Consider the following 19362-nt stretch of genomic DNA (forward strand, 5'->3'; position numbering starts at 1 on the left):
TAATAAACGATTTAGTCATATCAATTCAGTTTAATTATGAAAGTAAACCAACTTTTATTCCTAGCGACTGCGGCAGCTGCCGTAACCAGCTCTTGCCAAAAGGCACCTATTTCAGAACAAGAACTCACCAAGGCGGTGACTTTTTCGTCAACAATCTCTAACCAAGTGACCACAAAAGCTGCTGGCGCAAATTGGGAAAGCAACGATGCAATCGGTGTTTTCATGAAAACCGGTAGCGGCTTAAGCAATGCATTGGCAAGCAACAAGCAGTATGTAACGACAAAAGGAGATGGTAATTTTAGCGCAAGCAGCATTACTGAAGAAATTAATTATCCAGCTGATGGCTCCAATGTAGATTTTATTGCCTACTACCCTTACCAAACAACAATCACAAACAACATTTATCCAGTTAATGTAGCTGATCAAACCCAACAAAATAAAATTGATCTCTTATACGCTAATAATGTAACTGGAGCCAACAAGAATAAACCAAATGCGCAACTCCAATTTGGCCACAAACTCAGCAAAGTCGAATTGACTGTTGCTGCTGGGACTGGTGTAAGTTCCCTATCAGGTCTTACGGTAACTTACAATGGATTTAATACTACAGCAAACTTCGACCTAGCAACAGGTACATTAGCTGCTGGCGCTAACCCAGCTTCGATCAAGGCAAAAACTACAGCGGGAACAACTACAACAGCGGCAGAGGCTATCTTATTACCTGTAGCTAGCGTTGCCGGTGCAAAAGTTGAATTCAAAATTGGTAATGAAACCTATACGTGGACTTTACCATCATCAACAACTTACGAAGCCGGTAAAAAATACAGCTACAATATCACCTTGCAAGAGCAGGCTGGCAACAATGCAGCTATTGTGGCGTCTGGAAATATCACAGACTGGACCGATGTACCGTCGGGTTCATACGTGATCGGTAAAGATGAAGATAATGGTGGTACAACTGATCCTGTTGAACAGACTTTATATGAAGAAGGATTTGGAACAGAGAAGATTGCCGCTAACACAGATTTCGATAAATTCACAGGCTGGACAAACACAGCTGTGAAATACACATTAGATGCAGGTAAATTATCAATCCGCTATACTGGCTTTAGTGATAATAACATTTGGGTACCCGCTAATGCTGACGCAAAATTTACGGTATCCGACATTAATACTGCAGGTGCCACTAAATTGAAGTTTAAATTTGCTTTCGGAGTAAATAGCACTGCCGCGTCATCTGCATTTGACTCAAAAGATATTGTTGTCACATTTAATGGCAAAACCTATTCTCCTGCCTCCGTGGTATTTTCTGATGCAAATGGTTACAAAACCAACACAAAATATCCTTTGGAAATCGATTTATCAGCGGAAACTACTATTCCTGCAAACTCTACAATTTCAATGGCTGTTGCCGGGACAGCAAATACGATCGGTATAAGATTCGATGATTTAACACTTGTCGGCCAAAAATAAAATACAATAAAAACATCCTCAAATGCAACACATCTAAAATGTGTTGCATTTGTCATCTAAATACGTTTCACTATTTAACCTCAAGCTATGTATAAAAAATACATACTTTTTGCCCTCTTATCTGCTGCCAGTACACCTATATTTGCCCAAAGGGCCAATGTACAGGGTATTGTCCGCAACCAGGTGAGCAAAGAACCTTTCTCCAATGTACGTCTCGTCTTCGAGAAAAATCAAAAGTCGGTCGTCACCGATTCCAAAGGGAACTTCAGTCTACCGAAGTTAAACTCGGGTGAAGAAACGATCCTGATCACAGGTGGTAATATCCAGGAGATCAAAATTACCGTTCAGATCCCGGCCTCCGGCCTGCTCAAAATGGACGATATCTACGTCCTTCCAAGTACCGACAACGACAACATGGTACAACTAAGCATGGCTGCCGATGATCTATTGGATGATGACAACGAATCTTTCGACCAAAACATTGCAGCCAAGATTATCCTTTCTAACGACGTATACGTCAACAAAATTGGTTATCAGCTCTCTCAATTCCGTTTTCGCCTCCGCGGATACAACAACCGCTACGAACAAAAATACATCAACGGCGTACACTTCAACGACCAATTGCGCGGAGTCTTCAACTATGCTTCCATCGGTGCCATCAATGATTTGACTCGAAATGGAGACCAAGACAATGCTATGGACGCCTCGACCTTTACATTCGGCTCCATCGGCGGTTCCGAAAATATCAATATGCGCGCCAGCGCCTTCGCCAAAGGAGCAAAAGCAACAGCCACATACACCAACCGCAATTATTATAGCCGGGGTATGCTGAGCTATTCAACGGGACTAATGGACAATGGCTGGGCATTTACAGGCTTAATCGGTGGCCGCTATGCGGATAAAGGAAATATTGAAGGTACATTTTACAAAAACTTCTCCTACGCACTTTCCATCGAAAAACAATTCCAGCAAGGCAAACATAGTTTATCACTGGTCACCTTTGGTTCTCCAGTAGAGCGTGGCCAACAATCAGGTTCTTTCCAGGAAGCCTATGATCTCCTCGACAACAACCTATACAACCCCAATTGGGGCTATCAAGACGGAAAAATCAGGAATTCGCGTATCGTCACTGCTTATGACCCTACCGCAATCCTTTCACATATCTGGAAAATCGATCCAAATACAAAACTAACGACAGGTATATCGCTGCACTATGGCAAGTATGCCAGTACAGCATTAAACTGGTACAATGGTCCGGATCCAAGACCAGACTATTACCGCAATTTGCCGAGTTATTTTACGGATTCCATTACAAATCAATACTACAGCAACCTTTGGCAATCGGCCAAGGTATCACAAGTGGATTGGGACAATTTATACCTCGTCAACAAGCTAGAAAATAAAATCAACGATGGTGCAGCCATCTACATGTTGGAGAAACGCCATAGCGACCTATTGGAAAGCAGTTTCAATACAACACTCAACAAAACGATCAATGAGCATGCTAAATTGACGCTCGGTATCGGCGCCAAAGGATCACAATCCCAGCAATATAAAACTGTAGCGGATCTACTGGGCGCTGAATATGTGCTGGATATTGACAAATTCTCTGAACGTGACTTTGGGCAAAATACAGGTCAGAGCCAAAACGACTTGTTAAATCCCAACTTTAAGGCACGAAAAGATGATATTTTTGGATATCGTTACAACATCAATATCAAGTCTGCGAATGCTTGGCTACAAAACGAATACACGTATTCGAACATCGACTTTTTCTACGCAACACAGCTTTCATACACCAGTTTTCAACGCGTAGGCTACATGAAAAATGGACGCTTCCCGACCAATTCTTATGGTAAAGGGCAAGAACACCATTTTTTTGACTATGCTTTCAAGGGTGGAATGACCTACAAATTCAATGGCCGCCATTTATTAAACGCCAAAATCAGCTATCAGACCAAAGCACCATTGGCCAATGATGCTTACATTTCACCCAGGGTAAGTGACTTTACTTTTGAAGACCTCAAGAGTGCCAAGATATTCTCTACAGATATCAGTTATGTCTTCTCCTTGCCGAAACTAAATGGTCGTTTATCGGTCTTTCAGACCAACTTTACAGATCTCATCAGCAGACAAAGTTACTATAACGATGCCGCCCGTACCTTTATCAACCATGGTCTAAAAGATATGAACCAGGTCAATAGAGGGATAGAGCTCGGATTGACCTATAAAGTTGACAACAATTGGAGTGTCGATCTCGCAGCAACAAAGGCTGAATACTATTACAGCAACAACCCAATGGGAGCACAAAATTCCGAAAATGGATTGATCAATAATGAACGCGAGATGGTATACCTCAATAACTACTATGTTGGTGGAATGCCACAGACCGCAGGAACTTTAGGAGTCCGTTATTTCGTAAACTACTGGTTTTTTGGCGCTAATTTAAATTACGCTGGCGATATGTATCTATCGAAAGCTCCTCTTCGTCAGTTGGCATCTAACTACAGCACCATCAATCCTTACGATCCAGAGCTCGATAATGCTTATCATATCCTTACTGATCAAGAAAAGTTCAAAAATAGCACAACAGTCGATCTATCAATCGGTAAAATCCTTTACCTGAAGAATCGCAATTCAATGAACTTCAATTTAGCGGTCAATAACGTCTTAAATAACAAAAACATCAGAACTGGAGGTTTCGAAAATGCACGTTTGGATATTACTGCAGCAAATAAGTTTGCATCCAAATATTATTACATGCAGGGAATCAACTGTTTTATGAATGTATCCTATAGATTTTAATCTCGACAATAATGAACAAAAAAAATATACAAGCTGTCTATACATCGATGCTATCGGTTATCTGTATTGGACTCATCTTATTTACAGGAGCCTGTAAGCGTGATCCTGAAGCCCCTCTATTAACTCAACCGATCTATGACGGTCCCAATGCCAACACAACGATAGCCGCATTGAAAGAAAAATATGCTAACATTACCGATCCAAAAGTAATCGATGAGGATCTGATCATTAAAGCACTGGTGACCGGAAACGACATTTCGGGCAATATCTACAAACAATTGTACATCCAGGATGAAACTGCTGCCATCAATCTAGGAGTCGACCAAAATAGCATGTACACAACTTTCCGCGCAGGCCAGGAAGTGTATATCAACTTAAAAGGCCTGTCCATGGTGAAATATGGTAGTGAGCTACAGATCGGTTTCAGTGGAACCAATGCCAACCGTATCGCCTGGGAAATTTTCAAAGAGCATACCAAAGTAAACGGATGGCCAAATGCAGCCAATTTAACGCCATTGGAAGTTGATCTTTCTAAATTAGACGCTTCGATGGTCAACAAGTTGGTTATCATTAAAAATGTGCGTTTTAACAATGGTGGTGTCAATGCTTTCGCAGGTGGAACGGCGACCGTTAGCGAAGTAGTCAAAGATGCGAATGGCAAAACATTGGATGTCCGCAACAGTAACTTCTCCAGTTTTGCTAAAGATATTCTTCCTAAAGGGAATGGAACATTAGTCGGAATATTGGGCCGTTACAATGGAGGCTGGCAGCTCTTCCTGCGCGATAAAACAGATGTGATTGACTTTGATGGAACTGACGCCGGAACAACACCAACTGACCCTGAAACCGGAGGAACAATTTTCAACGAGACATTTGGAAATGGCACCTACCCGAGTGGCAACCGTCCTAAAATTGCAGATTTCACCGATTTCGACATGAAAGCTCCGGTGACGTACAGCGAGGAAAGTGGTTCGGCAGATATTCGTACAGCGACAGGAATCAGTGCCTCAGTATGGCTTCCGGCAAACAAAGATATTACACTGAAAATCGCTGGAATACAAACGGCCAACAAAACGGATCTTACATTGAGCTACCAGCTTGTTCCTAATATTTACAATGTTGGTGAAGCGACCAACCTCAATGCTATGAAGGTGAAGGTCAACGGAACAACTTATACGATTCCAAGCACACCAGTAGCGATCAACTCAACAGATGACCGTAATAAATATTACACGGTCAGTATTCCAAACATTACACCTGCAGCGACAAGTACCGTCGAATTTATAATGACTGGTGCTGACAATGCCTTTGGCTTCCGTTTAGATAATATTAAAATCGTAAGCGCAACTGGCGGAAACGGTTCTGGCAATACGATTATCGTTACTAAATAAATTAAAGATGAACTATAAACACATCAGCTGTATTTTTCTTCTCCTTTTATTTGTTGTACACACAAGTTTCGCACAAACCAACCGTCGGGTTTACCCCATCGCATTCTACAATTTGGAGAATCTATACGATCCTGTAAAAGATTCAACGATCTATGACGATGAGTTTACACCAAAGGGTGCCAATACATGGACAGAAGCTAAGTATCAGCAAAAAATAAAAAACATGGCACGAGCGATTCGTGCCATCGGTTCACCTAGTTCTAGTTTGGGTCCTATCGCTCTAGGGGTAGCCGAAATTGAGAACCGTCGGGTTTTGGAAGATCTTACACGAGATCCCCAGCTCCGTGAGCTGGGATTAAAGATCGTTCATCACGATTCTCCTGACCGTCGCGGTGTGGATGTTGGGTTCCTTTACAATCCGGAATTCTTCACGCCTTTTAATGACAAGGTTCATCCATTCAATCTACCAGAAAACCCAGGCTTTAAGACGAGAGATCAACTATTGGTATCCGGTACGATTGCTGGAGACACTGTACATATCATTGTCAATCACTGGCCTTCGCGTTATGGCAATAAATCTTCTGAACTTCGCGAATTTGCAGCAGGTATTACCAAAGGTATCTGTGATTCACTTTATCGTGAAAATCCCGAGGCCAAGATTATTATCATGGGCGATTTAAATGATGATCCCAAAGATAAAAGTGTAAGGGAAGTATTGCAGGCCAAGAAAAATCCGCAGGATGTACCTGCGCAGGGCTTATATAATACCATGTGGAAGTTTTACGATAAGGGCATTGGATCACTGGGCTATCAGGGACAATGGAATCTCTTTGATCAAATCATCATTTCTAGACCTTTATTGGACAACAAAAACAAGGGTTTACGTTTTGTCAAAGCTGAAATCTTCAATCGGGATTTTTTGGTGCAACAGGAAGGCCGCAACAAAGGCTACCCACATCGAACATTTTCTGGAGGAGTATTTATCAATGGCTACTCAGATCACTTTCCAACATTGATCTATTTGGTAAAATAATATAAATGAAATCCGATTAACTCTTCCTAAGCGGAATTAAAGATAGGAGTTCATTATATATGAGCTCCTATCTTTTTTTGATCTCCCCCAGTCTTCAGTAATCTTTTATTATACACAAGATATAAACTACCATTTAATCTCATTATTATACCATAGTTCAATCGCAATTTTTACTAGATTTATCAGATGAAGCTTATACTATTTGATCTGGACGGAACACTGCTAGACACATTACAGGACCTCGGGGACAGCTGCAATGCTATTCTTGAACAATATGGATACCCAACGCATCCACTCGTTGCCTATAAGAAATTTGTAGGCAATGGCGTACAGAAACTTATCGAAAGGGCATTACCCGAAGAAGCACGGACAGTAGAGACGATCACAGTCTTACTTGCAGCTTTTAAGACATATTATGAACAAAAACCTGTATCGCATACACGACCCTACACAGGGATTATACCGCTACTACAAGAACTGAAATCATTAGGCTATCTAATCTCGGTAGCATCAAATAAATACCATGAAGCGGTGATACCTTTGATGGCCGAATACTTTCCCGATATTTCATTTGATCTCGTCCTGGGGCATCGAACAGGTCGCCCCGCCAAGCCTGATCCCGATATTGTCTTCGACAGTATCCAAACACTCGGTGTTAGCAAACAAGATTGCTTTTATGTAGGCGATTCATCCGTGGATATGGATACCGCCAATAATGCAGGGGTAACAGCTATCGGTGTTACTTGGGGCTTTCGGGAAGAGAACGAGTTAAGACAACACGGTGCACAGCATATTATCCACCATCCACAGGAACTGTTGGAAATTCTATAAAAGAAAAGCGGGACCTAAATCAACACTGATTTAAATCCCGCCTTTTTCGATCACTCCCAATGGTCTGGAGTAGCGCTCATATACATTTGAAATGCCGATGAGATCGCGAAAACCTTCGCGCTAATGCCAAAATTTACATTTTTGCATCCATGAGTTGATCACTCTGTCCTTTTGGCCTACCAAGCTTCATTTTTACAACAAAAGCTTTATCTGCACTAAACGTTGCCGGAAGAACAATATCATAGTATGTATTCTTATCAAGATCCAAACCAATGTCGGAACGTTTAAGAGCTAATGATTGACCATTTTGCAATAAAACAGCCTCTACCGGAACCTCAGCTGAATTCTTCGGTACAGCAATGCGGACAATATTATTGACCGGTCGATTAAAGACAGTAAGATAGAGGTTGTCCTCTTTTTTGGTAAAATAACCCAATTTAGATGGAGCAAGTCCTGCATGTCTCACACCATAAACAGCTTCACCATTGATTTTGATCCAGTCACCAATCTCTTTCGCCAATTTATCCTCTCCTGGATGCATCCGACCATTTCCATCCGGGCCAAAATTCAATACGAAATTCCCGTTCATCGACACACAATTCATCAACATATCGATCAAATCGTCGGATGTCTTTGTATAAATACCCGACCAATCTTTCATGTAACCCCAACCGTTAGGCGGGATGGTCATCACACAATCCCAGTCACGTCCCTCTAGCCATTCAAATTCTTTCGGCATTTTGCGTTCCCAGCCTTGCTCATAATCTCCCAACATATCACCATTCGAGTCGAAATGCCGCTTTCCAAATTCATCGTTTCGAAAACGACTACCGATGATTAAGCCCGGGTGTTTCTCGCGGAGTTCCTTCTCCAGTTTATAGGTAAAGTCATAGGACTGAATCCAGGACTGATCCCAGGTACCATCGAACCAAAATCCTTTTATCTGCGGATAGTTTTGAAGCAGCTCCAACAATTGGTTACGGGTATACTCCAAAAACTTATTGAATTTTGCCTTTTCTTCCGGTGTAGACGGCGCCTTACCCATATAGTTTGAATTATTCCATTCTAAGATCGAAAAATACAAAAACACATCTATCCCTTCAGCGGTGTAAGCGTCTACAACCTGCTTGACGATGTCTTTTTTATAAGGGCTTTTCTTAATGGTATAGTCTGTATACTTCGAAGGCCATAAGGCAAATCCATCGTGATGTTTGGTGGTAAAAATCAGGTATTTTGCCCCCATTTCTTTAGCCTGCTTAGCCCATAGCTTTGCGTCAAATCCTTTGGGATTAAATTGCTTGTATAAATTATCATAGGTGTTTTTCCAGTCCTTTGGTGCAGTAGGTCCACTCCAGGTACGAATCCATTCGGAAGCGGCCGCACCTTTACGAGCGCTTACTCCTTCCCATTCATTGCCAGGAATTGCATAAAGCCCCCAATGGATAAACTGTCCTAAACCATATGTCCGAAAACGCTCCATCGCTTCATCGGTTCGATGTGCCGGTGTTAAAGGCCCGTATTTTACGTCAATTCTTTGCTCCACCTTTTTGCGTGGCCCAGTCCATTGGGCAGAAACAGTTTTCCCGGCCAATAGCGCACCAGCCAACAGCAAGGTCATCATCAATCTGTTATAGCTTATCATATTTTATCTAATTGTTTATTACCACGATTCTATATAGTCCAACTTATTCAAAGACAAAAAACGCAACTAGTCTGGACGATCAATATACTGTTTCTGTACTTTCTTCATGACGACCGGTTCAGGGTTACTGTCCTGAAATGGATCAAAGTAATAGAGTCCCTGTTCCCGATACAATGCTAAATGTTTCTTTAACACTTTAGTGAACTGGTCAAAATTACGTTGCTTGCCAGATGTCCATGCTGCTTCCGCCAATGCCGCAATTCTCGGAAAGACGAGATAATCCAATCGATTGGTATTTGTCACGGTTTCAGTCCATAGATTGGCCTGGATACCCAATATCTGTTTTCTTCGACCACCTAAACTATCCAACTGTTCGCCTGCAAAATTGTAGACATCTTGAATAGGGTTAAACCCTTTGCCCCATTTCCGTCCATACCGATGGTTTTCCTGCTGCACAAAATCAAAATATAAAGGTAAACGCGGTGTAAGAATTGCCTGATATCCTTTATCCAAAATTTTGTTGAGCTGTTCGGGTTTATCATGGCGCCACCACATCATCACAGTCTGCGCTTTATTCAGTTTTGCGTCTACCATCTCATCCCAAACAATGATTTTTCCATTTATTCGGGCAACGGAATCTCCCATACGTCGAATAAAATACTCTTCCACTTCCTTATTGGATTTCAGCCCTTCTGCCTTTTTTAACTCCTGCACCTGTAGATCATTATTCCAGGCATCACTACCGAAAGCAACCTCATCTCCGCCCAAATGAATGTAAGTCGAAGGAAAAAGCGCTTTTACTTCGCGCAACACATGGCTTAAAAATGAATATGTCGTATTTTTTGCTGGGTGAAAAGTAAAATCAGGGTGTTTTTCATTACCCCCGCCCGATAAAAACGGATACGCGCGATTTGCAGCTGTTGCATGTCCAGGCATATCAATCTCAGGAATGACCTCAATATTACGTTCATCAGCATAAGCAATAATCTCACTGATATCATTTTGCGTATAATACTGTACTCCAGCATAGGGGTCTAAATAATTGCCTATCCCCCCTATTTGAGCCAGCCAAGGATAACGTTGTATACTAAGGCGCCACGCAGGCTCATCCGTCAAATGCCAGTGAAACTTGTTCAATTTATAAAAAGCCATCCAGTCCAACAATGACTTTACTTTTTCCTTCCCGAAGAAGTGTCTCGACTCATCTAACATAAAGCCGCGCCATGTAAATTGTGCTTTATCTGTAATTTCAACAGCATCCAACTCACGCTGATCACCGCTTAGGGCTGCAACGGACAACAATTGGTCTAAACTTGCAATTCCATTGACAAGTCCTGATTTATCTGAAGCGTAAATTCGAATATGAGTAGGATCTATCTGCAAACGATAGGCCTCATGTTCAAGTGTTTTATCCCAGCTTACCATAACTTGGGCTTCGTCGGCCTTGGTCGCAGCATAGGCCGAAATCCCGAAACGCCCAAGCAGGAGCTTCTTGAAATACAATATCGTGGGATCAAAATAAGGATCGCTTATAATGCCTATATTTCTACCTAGGATAAGTTTCCCCTTCCGCACTTCCTGCTGCTGAGGACGTGGGATGATAGCAACCTGTGCCTCCACAAACTGTATCGTCAAGAATACCAAAAGAAATGTTCCTATTAATCTATGTTTCATCCGTTCTATAGTTATTTTCAACTGATCAGATTAAATCTGCTTGTGTAAAGTATTTGTTTCTAAGTAGGTTCGATCATACATTATTCGAACCTAGTTTGTGCTATAATCGGCCCACCACAGCCAGCACGCGATGTAAAAGGAATACGAAAATCCATCGTATGAACTGTTTACATCGGTTCTGCCCACAGTTTATCTTGTAATGCAATGGTAAAGAATTTATTATTTATTACTGTAGCCCAAGTATAGTCAATCGTTTGCGCAAATCTCGAAAACGTTGTAGTGAATGGACGCAACAAAGCGAATAAAGAAAAAACAATAATTAATAGAGATATTTTGATCACTATTAATTAAAAACAAGATCGAATAGCAGTTCTACTGAGGCTAGTCCAATTAGTCATTATCATTTTGTTAGCTATATTTGAAGACATAAATTTGAAGACACAAATACAATACCCTAAGTTAAAACCGTATGATAAAAAAGATCTTTTATACCTTAATCTTTATTGGAATACTGCTATTGAACATACAAGCACGAACCGTAGTTCCATTTAATACCAGCTGGACTTTCAAAAAGGGACCTTTTTCTACTTCGACATTAGACTATAATCAACTGTTTGAAGGGAAATGGCAGCTTGTCAATTTACCGCACACCTGGAATGCAAACGATATGCAGGCCAAAGAGATTAAGTCTGGTAGTTTAGGAAAAAATGAGCGTTTTTATACCGGTGATGCTTATTATCGCAAATCTTTTGTTCCCGAAACAGCTTGGAAAGGCAAACGCATTTTCATTCGATTTGAAGGGGTCAATACCAACACAGAAGTATACGTAAACAATCAGCCCCTTCCTACCAAAGAAGGCAAAAATGATATTACCTACGACAATACGAAACGCAATGGAAATTATAACTTCGTGGGCAGACATCAGGGTGGTTATTCTGCATTTGTATTCGAACTGACCACTATGCTCCAATTTGGAAAAGAAAACGAGATTTTGGTGAAGGTAAACAATGAAGCTACACCACAGGTCATTCCTGTTAACCATACCCTTTTCCCCATGTACGGCGGTATTTATAGACCAGTCGAGCTTATTGTAACCGACGACATCCATATTGCGGTGAATGATTTTGCAGCTAAAGGAATCTATATCACGCAAAAAAATGTCTCCAAGAAAACAGCCGATGTTGCTGTAAAAATAAAAATAGACAACAAATCCGGAAAAAAACAACCAATTGAGTTATTGACAACCGTTTTCGAAAAAGACGGATCGATTAAAGCCAAACAAAGCACACAGTACACGTTGTTACCGCAAGGCCGTCAAACCGTTACGCAACAAATCCTAGTCAAAAGTCCACATTTATGGCAAGGTTTAGATGATCCCTATCTCTATAAGGTGGTCACACAAATCAAAAAGAACAACCAGGTAATTGATGAGGTAACAGCACCTCTTGGTCTTCGTAAATTTGAATTACGAACCGGTGAAGGATTTTTCCTAAATGATATCAAATATCCACTATATGGTGTTTGTCGCCATCAGGATCGACTAGGTAAAGGATCGGCCCTAAGCAATGCAGACCACGACGAAGACCTGGCAATCATCAAAGAAATGGGAGCAACATCGATCCGATTGGCACATTACCAACAGTCTGAGTACTTCTATTCGAAATGCGATAGCATGGGTCTCGTTATCTGGGCCGAAATCCCGTTTGTCAATCGGGTAACCACCTTGGAAGACAACAACGCACAACAACAACTGAAAGAACTGATCCGCCAAAATTTCAACCATCCTTCCATCTATATATGGGGTATGCACAATGAGGTATACTCTCCTTCAGCCTATACCGTCGAACTAACGACCAAATTAAATGACCTCGCTAAATCCGAAGATCCTGATCGCTATACCGTTTCTGTCAGCGGTTATAATGTTATCGACCATCCAGTTAACAATAATGCAGATGTTCAAGGCATCAATCATTACTTTGGCTGGTATAATGGTGAATTGGAGAATAAATCAGATAAAGAGGATGATGTCGCCTCCTGGGCAAAACGTATCAGTGAAGAATTCAAAGATTACCGGATTATCTTTTCGGAATATGGTGCAGAAGCCATCCCCGAAGATCAAGCAGAAGAGGTTGGAAATTTTGGAAATCAATGGAGCAATCCATCGTTTTTCCCTGAAGAATATGCAACCAAATTTCATGAAGTACATTGGGGCGTGATATCCAAAAGTCCAATTTTCCTGGGTTCTTATGTCTGGAACACATTCGATTTTGCCACGCCCATTACTGCGCTGAATGTTAACCCTCGGAATTATAAAGGACTGGTTTCCTTTGACCGTAAACTGAAGAAGGATGGCTTTTATTGGTACAAAGCCAATTGGAGCAAAGAACCCGTTTTATATATTACACAGCGTCGTATGATCAACAGAGGTAATGAAATCACGCCTATTACGGTTTATTCGAACCGAGGTGAGCCAACATTGATCATCAATGGACAAACGATCAAAGGGGCCAAAATTGGTCAGACCAACGTACACTACATCTTCGAAAACGTGAAGCTAAAACTGGGGAAGAATACTGTAGAAGCAAAAGTAATCCAAAAAGACGGTAAGGTATTAACCGACACGATTGAATGGAACTATGACCCAGCGTTTAAACAAGGACCATCGGGACCAACAAAATCGAAAACAGAGCATGTAGGTCTATAATCACGCTAGCAAAATAATAGACAAAAAACAGGGGTAGCCTAAAAAGCTACCCCTGTTTTTTGTTTAAGGATATATGCCCCCTCGGCTATATTGATCATCATATCACTTACCCTAATTTCAAAAAAGTATTAACCGATAAAAGCGGGTCGTTTACCGAGATTGTCTCGAGACTGGCCTAATGAGCCTCTTTAGCGCCATATTTGCGTCCTATCTTTGAGTCATCAAATAAGAATTAAAAAAATTAAAAAATAAACATCATGGCAACTAAAACAACATTCAGCATCAACAGTAAAACAATTACTAAAGTTTTTCAAGATCTTTTTGATTCCTTCAAAAGCTCCCGTTTAAAAGTTTCCTCCAAGAATGGACAAGAATACTTAAATATCTCCTTGCTATTAGCTGTAATCATCGGAATTATTTTCCCTGTAGCTTTCATTGCATTGATTATTTTAAGTCTGATTGCACCTATTGAAATTGCAATCCTTCAAGAAGTAAAAGAAGAGAATGCAAATCAAAAGATGATCGAACTCAAATAAGTAAAAAATAAAGGGTAATACCCTTTATTTTTTTTCTATCTTATCAAAAGGCCTATTCGGAGACAAATTAAATGTAAAATTTCCTTTTGAATCCACACCGCCAGCACCTCTGACACGAGCTTTGATTTCGTATTTCGATTGCGGATTATAATTCGTTACTGTAAAATTGTAGTAAAAAGGTTTGATCTTGTTGGTTCCCCTAAATTTATCCGCAAGCGCATGATGTCCATCCTCTGCAATGACATGCCCGTCCTGTAGCAATTGTACGGCATCGATCTCCAAGAAATTCTTCCCCTCCACAAAGAAAAATCCAGCTTGCGCTCGTCCATTATCGTAAATCTTCCTGCTCACGTCAAAAGTTAGAAAACTATACGTTTCCTTGATATCATTAGGTCCCCATGATCCCGCAATATATCCCCCGGGACGATAATAATCAATACGCATGGAATCTAATCTTGGAAGATTGGCATCCAATCGATGGCTGAACGCTGTATAATCTTTTGCTGACTTAGCAGCCCATCCAATTTCAGCAACCGCAAGCAATCGCGGAAAATTCTGCACATTCAGGTCTTTAATATCCTGGGCCAACGCTGTCCACATATTTCCCTGAACACCGAGGACAAGCTGATCCTCAGCCGGACTAAGTCCTGCAGAAGGATCAAATTCATACACTCTTTTCAGCGAGTTTATCTGCGGATAGGCCAGGTCAGTCATGGTACCATCATTCCGATCGGCCTGTGTAATATCAAAATAGAGATGCGATGCTGGTGTGGCTACGGCCTTAAATCCATCTTTAGTCGCTTCCTTGATCGCTTCTTCACCAAGCCAGCTCATGATTGCTGTACTCTTCGGCAAGTTTTCAGCATCAGCTAAGATATCATTCCACCCGATCGGTTTTTTCCCTTTCTGGACAATGATATCAGAAACGCGTTGAACAAAATAGCTCTGAAGTGCTTTGACATCCTTAATCTGGTGCTGCTTCATAAAATCCTGCACATGAGCCTCTTTTTCCCACAAATCATGACGAACCTCATCCCCTCCAAAATGAATATAACTACCCGGGAAGAGATTAGCGATTTCGGTGAACACATTATTCAAGAATTCATACGTAAACTCTTTTGTGGGATCCAGTGTATTGGGGGTAAATTGATTTCCCCAATATCCCCAAGATGACACAAAAGGAAAAATGTGATTCGGGTAGGAATTTTTGTTGACCCCAAGTTCAGGATAGGCCAATATTGTCGGCCATGAATGTCCAGGAACATCAATCTCGGGCACAATCGTAATATTACGCTCTCGAGCATATTGAACAACTTCCTTGATCTGCTCCTGTGTATAAAATCCACTGCGTTCTGCAGGTTGCTTTTCTGTTCGATGAAATACCGTCGCATTTTCCATGGTCAATTTCGGATATTTCTTTATTTCAATCCGCCAGCCTTGGTCATCCGTCAAATGCCAATGGAAAGTATTCATTTTGTATAATGCCATGACATCCAAATACTTTTTCACGGTTTTCACATCAAAGAAGGTCCGGCTTACATCTTTCATATAGCCGCGCCAATGATAGCGGGGATAATCTTTAATTTTCACAGCCGGAATATTCCAGCTTATTTCTTTGGTTGGGTTACTACCCTCGAAAGCTGTCGGTAAAAGTTGCCGCAGTGATTGCGTTGCATTGAAAAGCCCATGGGAGCTTTTTGCTGTCACGACCACTCCCCGATTGGAAACCTCAAGCTGATAGCCTTCATCATTAGGTGTTGTCAATTTAGGGTCTAGTCTAAATTCAATACTATTGCTCGCCTGTTTCCTCACGTTCAGGGGATAATGCGTTACTTTTCTCAGCTGCTCAACAAACAAAGACACATCTTTCACATCGCAGTTCTTAAAACTTAAGGTAGTTTGTGGATTCAACTGAAACTGGCCTGCTCCCCTATTGATTTCCTGAGGCTTGGGGATAATATCAATCCCAGACTGCGCATGGAGTCCTTGCGCAAATAAAAGGGATAACGCTACTGAACAGAGGAGTGTTTTCATTAAAATTTAAGTTTTTATTTTTAAATAAACAGACAAAAAAAAGACCGTTTATTGGTTTCGTTATGCAAAATAAAAAATAAAAAATGATCCTTCTACTCCAACTTTCAATCAAACGATTGTGTAAGATTTTCAAAAAGTAGCTCGTTGGCTACAGGCACACCAAGAGGATATCATTTTTTAGTATTAAATTTGACTTCCAGACAAAACAAAATAGGCTATAGTTAACTTATTGGGGTGAAAGAACAATAACGTGAAAAACAGTAAAAAATTATTTATTATCAGGACAGTTTTAATTGCCTTCCTGATTCTTTCCTTGGTTTATATCGGTTCGATATTTACCTATCAATATATTGAGTACCAAAAGACCGAAGCCCGTTTAAATAAAGCTTACAGTTCTAAGAATCAATTGACTAATCTTTTTTACGAACTCTTCTCCTCTTACAACGCTGCCGGAAATGCTTTTCGCTCTTATACCGTGGACTTCAGTGCCGAAAATTTAAAGAATTACAGCAATAGTTTAGATACGTTACGATTTTATATTGATTCCCTTTCGAAGTTGTCTTCCCAAAAAGGACTTACTTTCTCTACAAATACTTCCTTGGAACAAAATATCTCCCTTTCAGACGAGTTCGCGCACATTAAAAAATCTGTTGACAACATGATTTTTTTGGCCAAAGACTCGCTGTCACTCTTAACGAAAACGAATAGAACAATTCGCCCAGGAAACAATCGTATACTCGCAGATTCGGTTGTCAATAAAATATTACGAGATACAGCACTCAATGTAAGTAAGAAGGATACCATTGTCCGAAAGAAAGAAAAACTCTTTACACGTATTTTCAAAGCCAAAAATGACACCCTTGTTGCCGATAAACTGGAACAAAATTTCAACGTTAACCAAATCAAGGCAATACATAGCCAGATCCAAAGTTTGATCGAGCAAAATGAGACATTCCACCGGCAAGATTTCAGTAAGATTCGTCGTTCGTTTGCTGAGCTGCAGCACAAGGAAAGACAGCTTCTACAGTCTAACTACAACTTATTCAGCACGATCAGCACGGCCTTGCTTCGCATTAAGACCCATGAAGATGAGATACTAAGAGCTGCTGAAATTCAAGATTTCAAACTCTATAGAGAAAACTCTTCCATTTTTGGCAAACAGGTCATCGCTTCTATTATTCTCATGATTATTATGGTGACACTTTTGTTGTCCTACCACTACAATACACTTGTGTATGAGCGTAAGCTTACTGCCGCTAGAGATTATGCCTTGCGAACAGCGAAAGAGAAGGCCGGTATACTGGCCAATGTAAGTCATGATGTGCGCACACCGGTCAATTCTTTGGTCAGTGTTATTGATCTGCTAAAGAGCAATGCGGCAAACAATCGGGTCAACCCTATTTTATTAGACTCCATTACACAAGATATCCATGTGATCAATGATACTGTGGAAGATATTCTGAATCTCGGTAAACTAGAGTCTGGTACACTAGAAATTAAGGCTGAGTACTTTTCGCCAACTCAATTGCTCGCGAACCTCATAAAAATGCAGCAGGCTCAAGCAGACAAAAAAGGGTTAAAACTCATCAGTTACATTGATATCGATCCCGACATCTTAATCAAAAGCGGAACGTATCGTGTACGCCAGATTATTTCTAACCTCTTGAGCAACGCCATTAAATATACAGATAAGGGGCAGATAGAGGTAAAAGCCTTTATCAGCAGAGATCAGGGATCCAAATTACACATATTAGTCAACGATACAGGAAAAGGTATTTCGGCAAAAGATCAGGAGCATATTTTCGAACAGTATTATATGACCGATCAGAAATCCAAGAATAGTTTTGGATTGGGATTACATATTTCTAAACTCATGGCCGAACAGCTAAACGGAACGTTAAGTGTTAGCAGTCAACAGGGCAAGGGATCAACATTTACATTAGTCGTTCCATTCACCGAAGAAAAGAAAAATAGGAAACAAATTACGAGCTTGGATAAGCTCTCAAAAGAGCTGAGCTTTGTAGTTATTGATGACAATCCGATCAATAATCTATTCGTAAAACAAGCATTGCAACATTTCGAAGATGTGAAAATCTATCAGGATTCATCTACTGCAATAGCCTATCTGAAGGAAAATAGAACGGATATTATTATCACCGATCTCAAAATGCATGGCCCTACCGGTTGGGATATCCTCAATACGGTCAAAGACAACAATAGCGTAAAGGGATGGAATAGCAAAGTTATTGCGCTGACGTCAGACGAATCACAAGTAACCGTACAGATTCCCGAAGGGCAGCTACATCAATTTGATGGCGTCATGACCAAACCTCTGGACAAAGCTATCCTTGCTCAGCTTATAGCAAAGATTTTGTAAGCGTGCTAGTCAAAAAAATTAGGGAAGGCCTTTTGACCTGCCCTAATTTTTTTGACTCCTACTCGCGTTTACTTGCGGTATTTAAGTAAAGACATTACTCTTCAATACCTGTGTAAAAAAACTACCTGCCGTATCAACATTCTTTACGGAATTGGATAGCCTTCCTAGTCTTGCTTAACTCCAGTTTTACAAACAAAGACCATATAGTCCACCGCTAGCATAGGCAAAAGCTACAAACCTTATTACGAAGCTGTTTATAGACAACAGAAATAGCAATAAAGGCCGCTACCGATAGTCCTAATTCAAAACTTCGCCATATTCTAGCTATCTCCCGCAAAGGGATGAAAAGAGTTCCTAAAGCAGCTTCGAGAAATAAACCACTTGGTTCGTTTTTATGCCCTCCACTGTTCAAGATAAGAAGGCTCTACAGCTATTGTATCAAAGAAGAGGAATATCCGGTTATTCGGGAAGTAATGCTGCAGGTATAAAGAAAAGGGCATTGGGTTTAAGAGAGATAGGAGCAATGTACCATTACCACTGAGCACAGTGACAGTTGCGGTTGCAGGATAGCGACGGTTGCGGGACAGCTTCCGACGGACCGGGCTCACCGACGTCCATGTGCTGCGATACCAATGTGCAGAGGATAGGCAGTGATGGTCAGTGGCGGAAGTGTAACGGCCATGGAAGTATTTAAACGAAAGAAGCCCTTGACTGTTTCCAGCAAGGGCTTCCGTGTAAAAAAAGGCACCGACCTACTCTCCCACCTATTACGGCAATACCATCGGCTCTGGCGGGCTTGACTGCTCTGTTCGGAATGGGAAGAGGTAGACACCGCCGATATAGGCACCTAAAAATCTTTATT

The 19362-nt window shown here is 41.0% G+C and carries 11 protein-coding genes and 1 rRNA gene; 8 read left to right on the plus strand and 4 right to left on the minus strand.

From position 1 onward, the window contains the following. Window positions 1-36: 36 nt before the first annotated feature. The 5 genes from M2419_RS22915 (at window position 37) to M2419_RS22935 (ending at window position 7533) form a co-directional block, all read left to right on the plus strand. On the plus strand, window positions 37-1473 hold the full coding sequence (locus tag M2419_RS22915; protein ID WP_153844794.1) for a fimbrillin family protein: 1437 nt from the start codon (window positions 37-39) through the stop codon (window positions 1471-1473). An 87-nt stretch (window positions 1474-1560) separates the two neighbouring features. Then, window positions 1561-4278 (plus strand): TonB-dependent receptor, encoded by a 2718-nt coding sequence (locus tag M2419_RS22920; RefSeq protein ID WP_153844793.1) that lies wholly within the window; start codon window positions 1561-1563, stop codon window positions 4276-4278. Between the two features lie 11 nt (window positions 4279-4289). Continuing rightward, window positions 4290-5669, plus strand: coding sequence for a DUF5689 domain-containing protein (locus M2419_RS22925; RefSeq protein WP_227550087.1), 1380 nt, complete (start codon window positions 4290-4292; stop codon window positions 5667-5669). A gap of 7 nt (window positions 5670-5676) precedes the next feature. Next, window positions 5677-6702 (plus strand): endonuclease/exonuclease/phosphatase family protein, encoded by a 1026-nt coding sequence (locus tag M2419_RS22930; protein WP_153844792.1) that lies wholly within the window; start codon window positions 5677-5679, stop codon window positions 6700-6702. 186 nt (window positions 6703-6888) lie between these two features. Next, window positions 6889-7533, plus strand: a complete 645-nt coding sequence (locus M2419_RS22935) for an HAD family hydrolase (RefSeq protein ID WP_259255673.1) — start codon at window positions 6889-6891, stop codon at window positions 7531-7533. Window positions 7534-7666: 133 nt separating this feature from the next. On the opposite strand, the gene M2419_RS22940 is transcribed toward M2419_RS22935, so the two are convergent. Both M2419_RS22940 and M2419_RS22945 read right to left on the minus strand, forming a co-directional pair. After that, window positions 7667-9175, minus strand: a complete 1509-nt coding sequence (locus M2419_RS22940; protein WP_153844790.1) for an alpha-L-fucosidase — start codon at window positions 9173-9175, stop codon at window positions 7667-7669. A 66-nt stretch (window positions 9176-9241) separates the two neighbouring features. Further along, the gene (locus M2419_RS22945) at window positions 9242-10849 is read right to left on the minus strand and encodes a beta-N-acetylhexosaminidase (protein ID WP_153844789.1); all 1608 of its coding nucleotides are present in this window, start codon (window positions 10847-10849) and stop codon (window positions 9242-9244) included. A gap of 469 nt (window positions 10850-11318) precedes the next feature. Here M2419_RS22945 and M2419_RS22950 point away from each other — a divergent pair, with 469 nt between their 5' ends. Both M2419_RS22950 and M2419_RS22955 read left to right on the plus strand, forming a co-directional pair. Further along, on the plus strand, window positions 11319-13553 hold the full coding sequence (locus M2419_RS22950; RefSeq protein ID WP_182330416.1) for a glycoside hydrolase family 2 protein: 2235 nt from the start codon (window positions 11319-11321) through the stop codon (window positions 13551-13553). 257 nt (window positions 13554-13810) lie between these two features. After that, the gene (locus tag M2419_RS22955; protein ID WP_075990719.1) at window positions 13811-14089 is read left to right on the plus strand and encodes a DUF4342 domain-containing protein; all 279 of its coding nucleotides are present in this window, start codon (window positions 13811-13813) and stop codon (window positions 14087-14089) included. A 24-nt stretch (window positions 14090-14113) separates the two neighbouring features. Here M2419_RS22955 and M2419_RS22960 read toward each other — a convergent pair whose 3' ends face one another. Beyond that, complete coding sequence (locus tag M2419_RS22960; RefSeq protein WP_159731518.1) at window positions 14114-16123, minus strand: beta-N-acetylhexosaminidase; 2010 nt, start codon at window positions 16121-16123, stop codon at window positions 14114-14116. A gap of 250 nt (window positions 16124-16373) precedes the next feature. On the opposite strand from M2419_RS22960, the gene M2419_RS22965 reads away from it, so the two are divergent. After that, a complete protein-coding gene (locus M2419_RS22965; protein WP_159731520.1) occupies window positions 16374-18500 on the plus strand; it encodes a hybrid sensor histidine kinase/response regulator in 2127 nt (708 codons plus the stop codon). A gap of 739 nt (window positions 18501-19239) precedes the next feature. Here the strand turns inward: M2419_RS22965 and rrf are convergent. Then, window positions 19240-19351, minus strand: a 5S ribosomal RNA gene (gene rrf, locus M2419_RS22970). Window positions 19352-19362 lie beyond the last annotated feature (11 nt).

This window comes from Sphingobacterium sp. BIGb0116, from assembly GCF_024808035.1.
In the GTDB taxonomy this organism is placed as follows: Bacteria; Bacteroidota; Bacteroidia; order Sphingobacteriales; family Sphingobacteriaceae; genus Sphingobacterium; species Sphingobacterium paramultivorum.

What these genes read in the sequence shown, in the direction of transcription:
- M2419_RS22930 (WP_153844792.1), top strand. Translation starts at nt 5,677, where the DNA reads ATGAACTATAAACACATCAGCTGTATTTTTCTTCTCCTTTTATTTGTT.
- M2419_RS22935 (WP_259255673.1), top strand. Translation starts at nt 6,889, where the DNA reads ATGAAGCTTATACTATTTGATCTGGACGGAACACTGCTAGACACATTA.
- M2419_RS22955 (WP_075990719.1), top strand. Translation starts at nt 13,811, where the DNA reads ATGGCAACTAAAACAACATTCAGCATCAACAGTAAAACAATTACTAAA.
- M2419_RS22940 (WP_153844790.1), bottom strand. Translation starts at nt 9,175, where the DNA reads ATGATAAGCTATAACAGATTGATGATGACCTTGCTGTTGGCTGGTGCG.
- M2419_RS22915 (WP_153844794.1), top strand. Translation starts at nt 37, where the DNA reads ATGAAAGTAAACCAACTTTTATTCCTAGCGACTGCGGCAGCTGCCGTA.
- M2419_RS22960 (WP_159731518.1), bottom strand. Translation starts at nt 16,123, where the DNA reads ATGAAAACACTCCTCTGTTCAGTAGCGTTATCCCTTTTATTTGCGCAA.
- M2419_RS22950 (WP_182330416.1), top strand. Translation starts at nt 11,319, where the DNA reads ATGATAAAAAAGATCTTTTATACCTTAATCTTTATTGGAATACTGCTA.
- M2419_RS22920 (WP_153844793.1), top strand. Translation starts at nt 1,561, where the DNA reads ATGTATAAAAAATACATACTTTTTGCCCTCTTATCTGCTGCCAGTACA.
- M2419_RS22945 (WP_153844789.1), bottom strand. Translation starts at nt 10,849, where the DNA reads ATGAAACATAGATTAATAGGAACATTTCTTTTGGTATTCTTGACGATA.
- M2419_RS22925 (WP_227550087.1), top strand. Translation starts at nt 4,290, where the DNA reads ATGAACAAAAAAAATATACAAGCTGTCTATACATCGATGCTATCGGTT.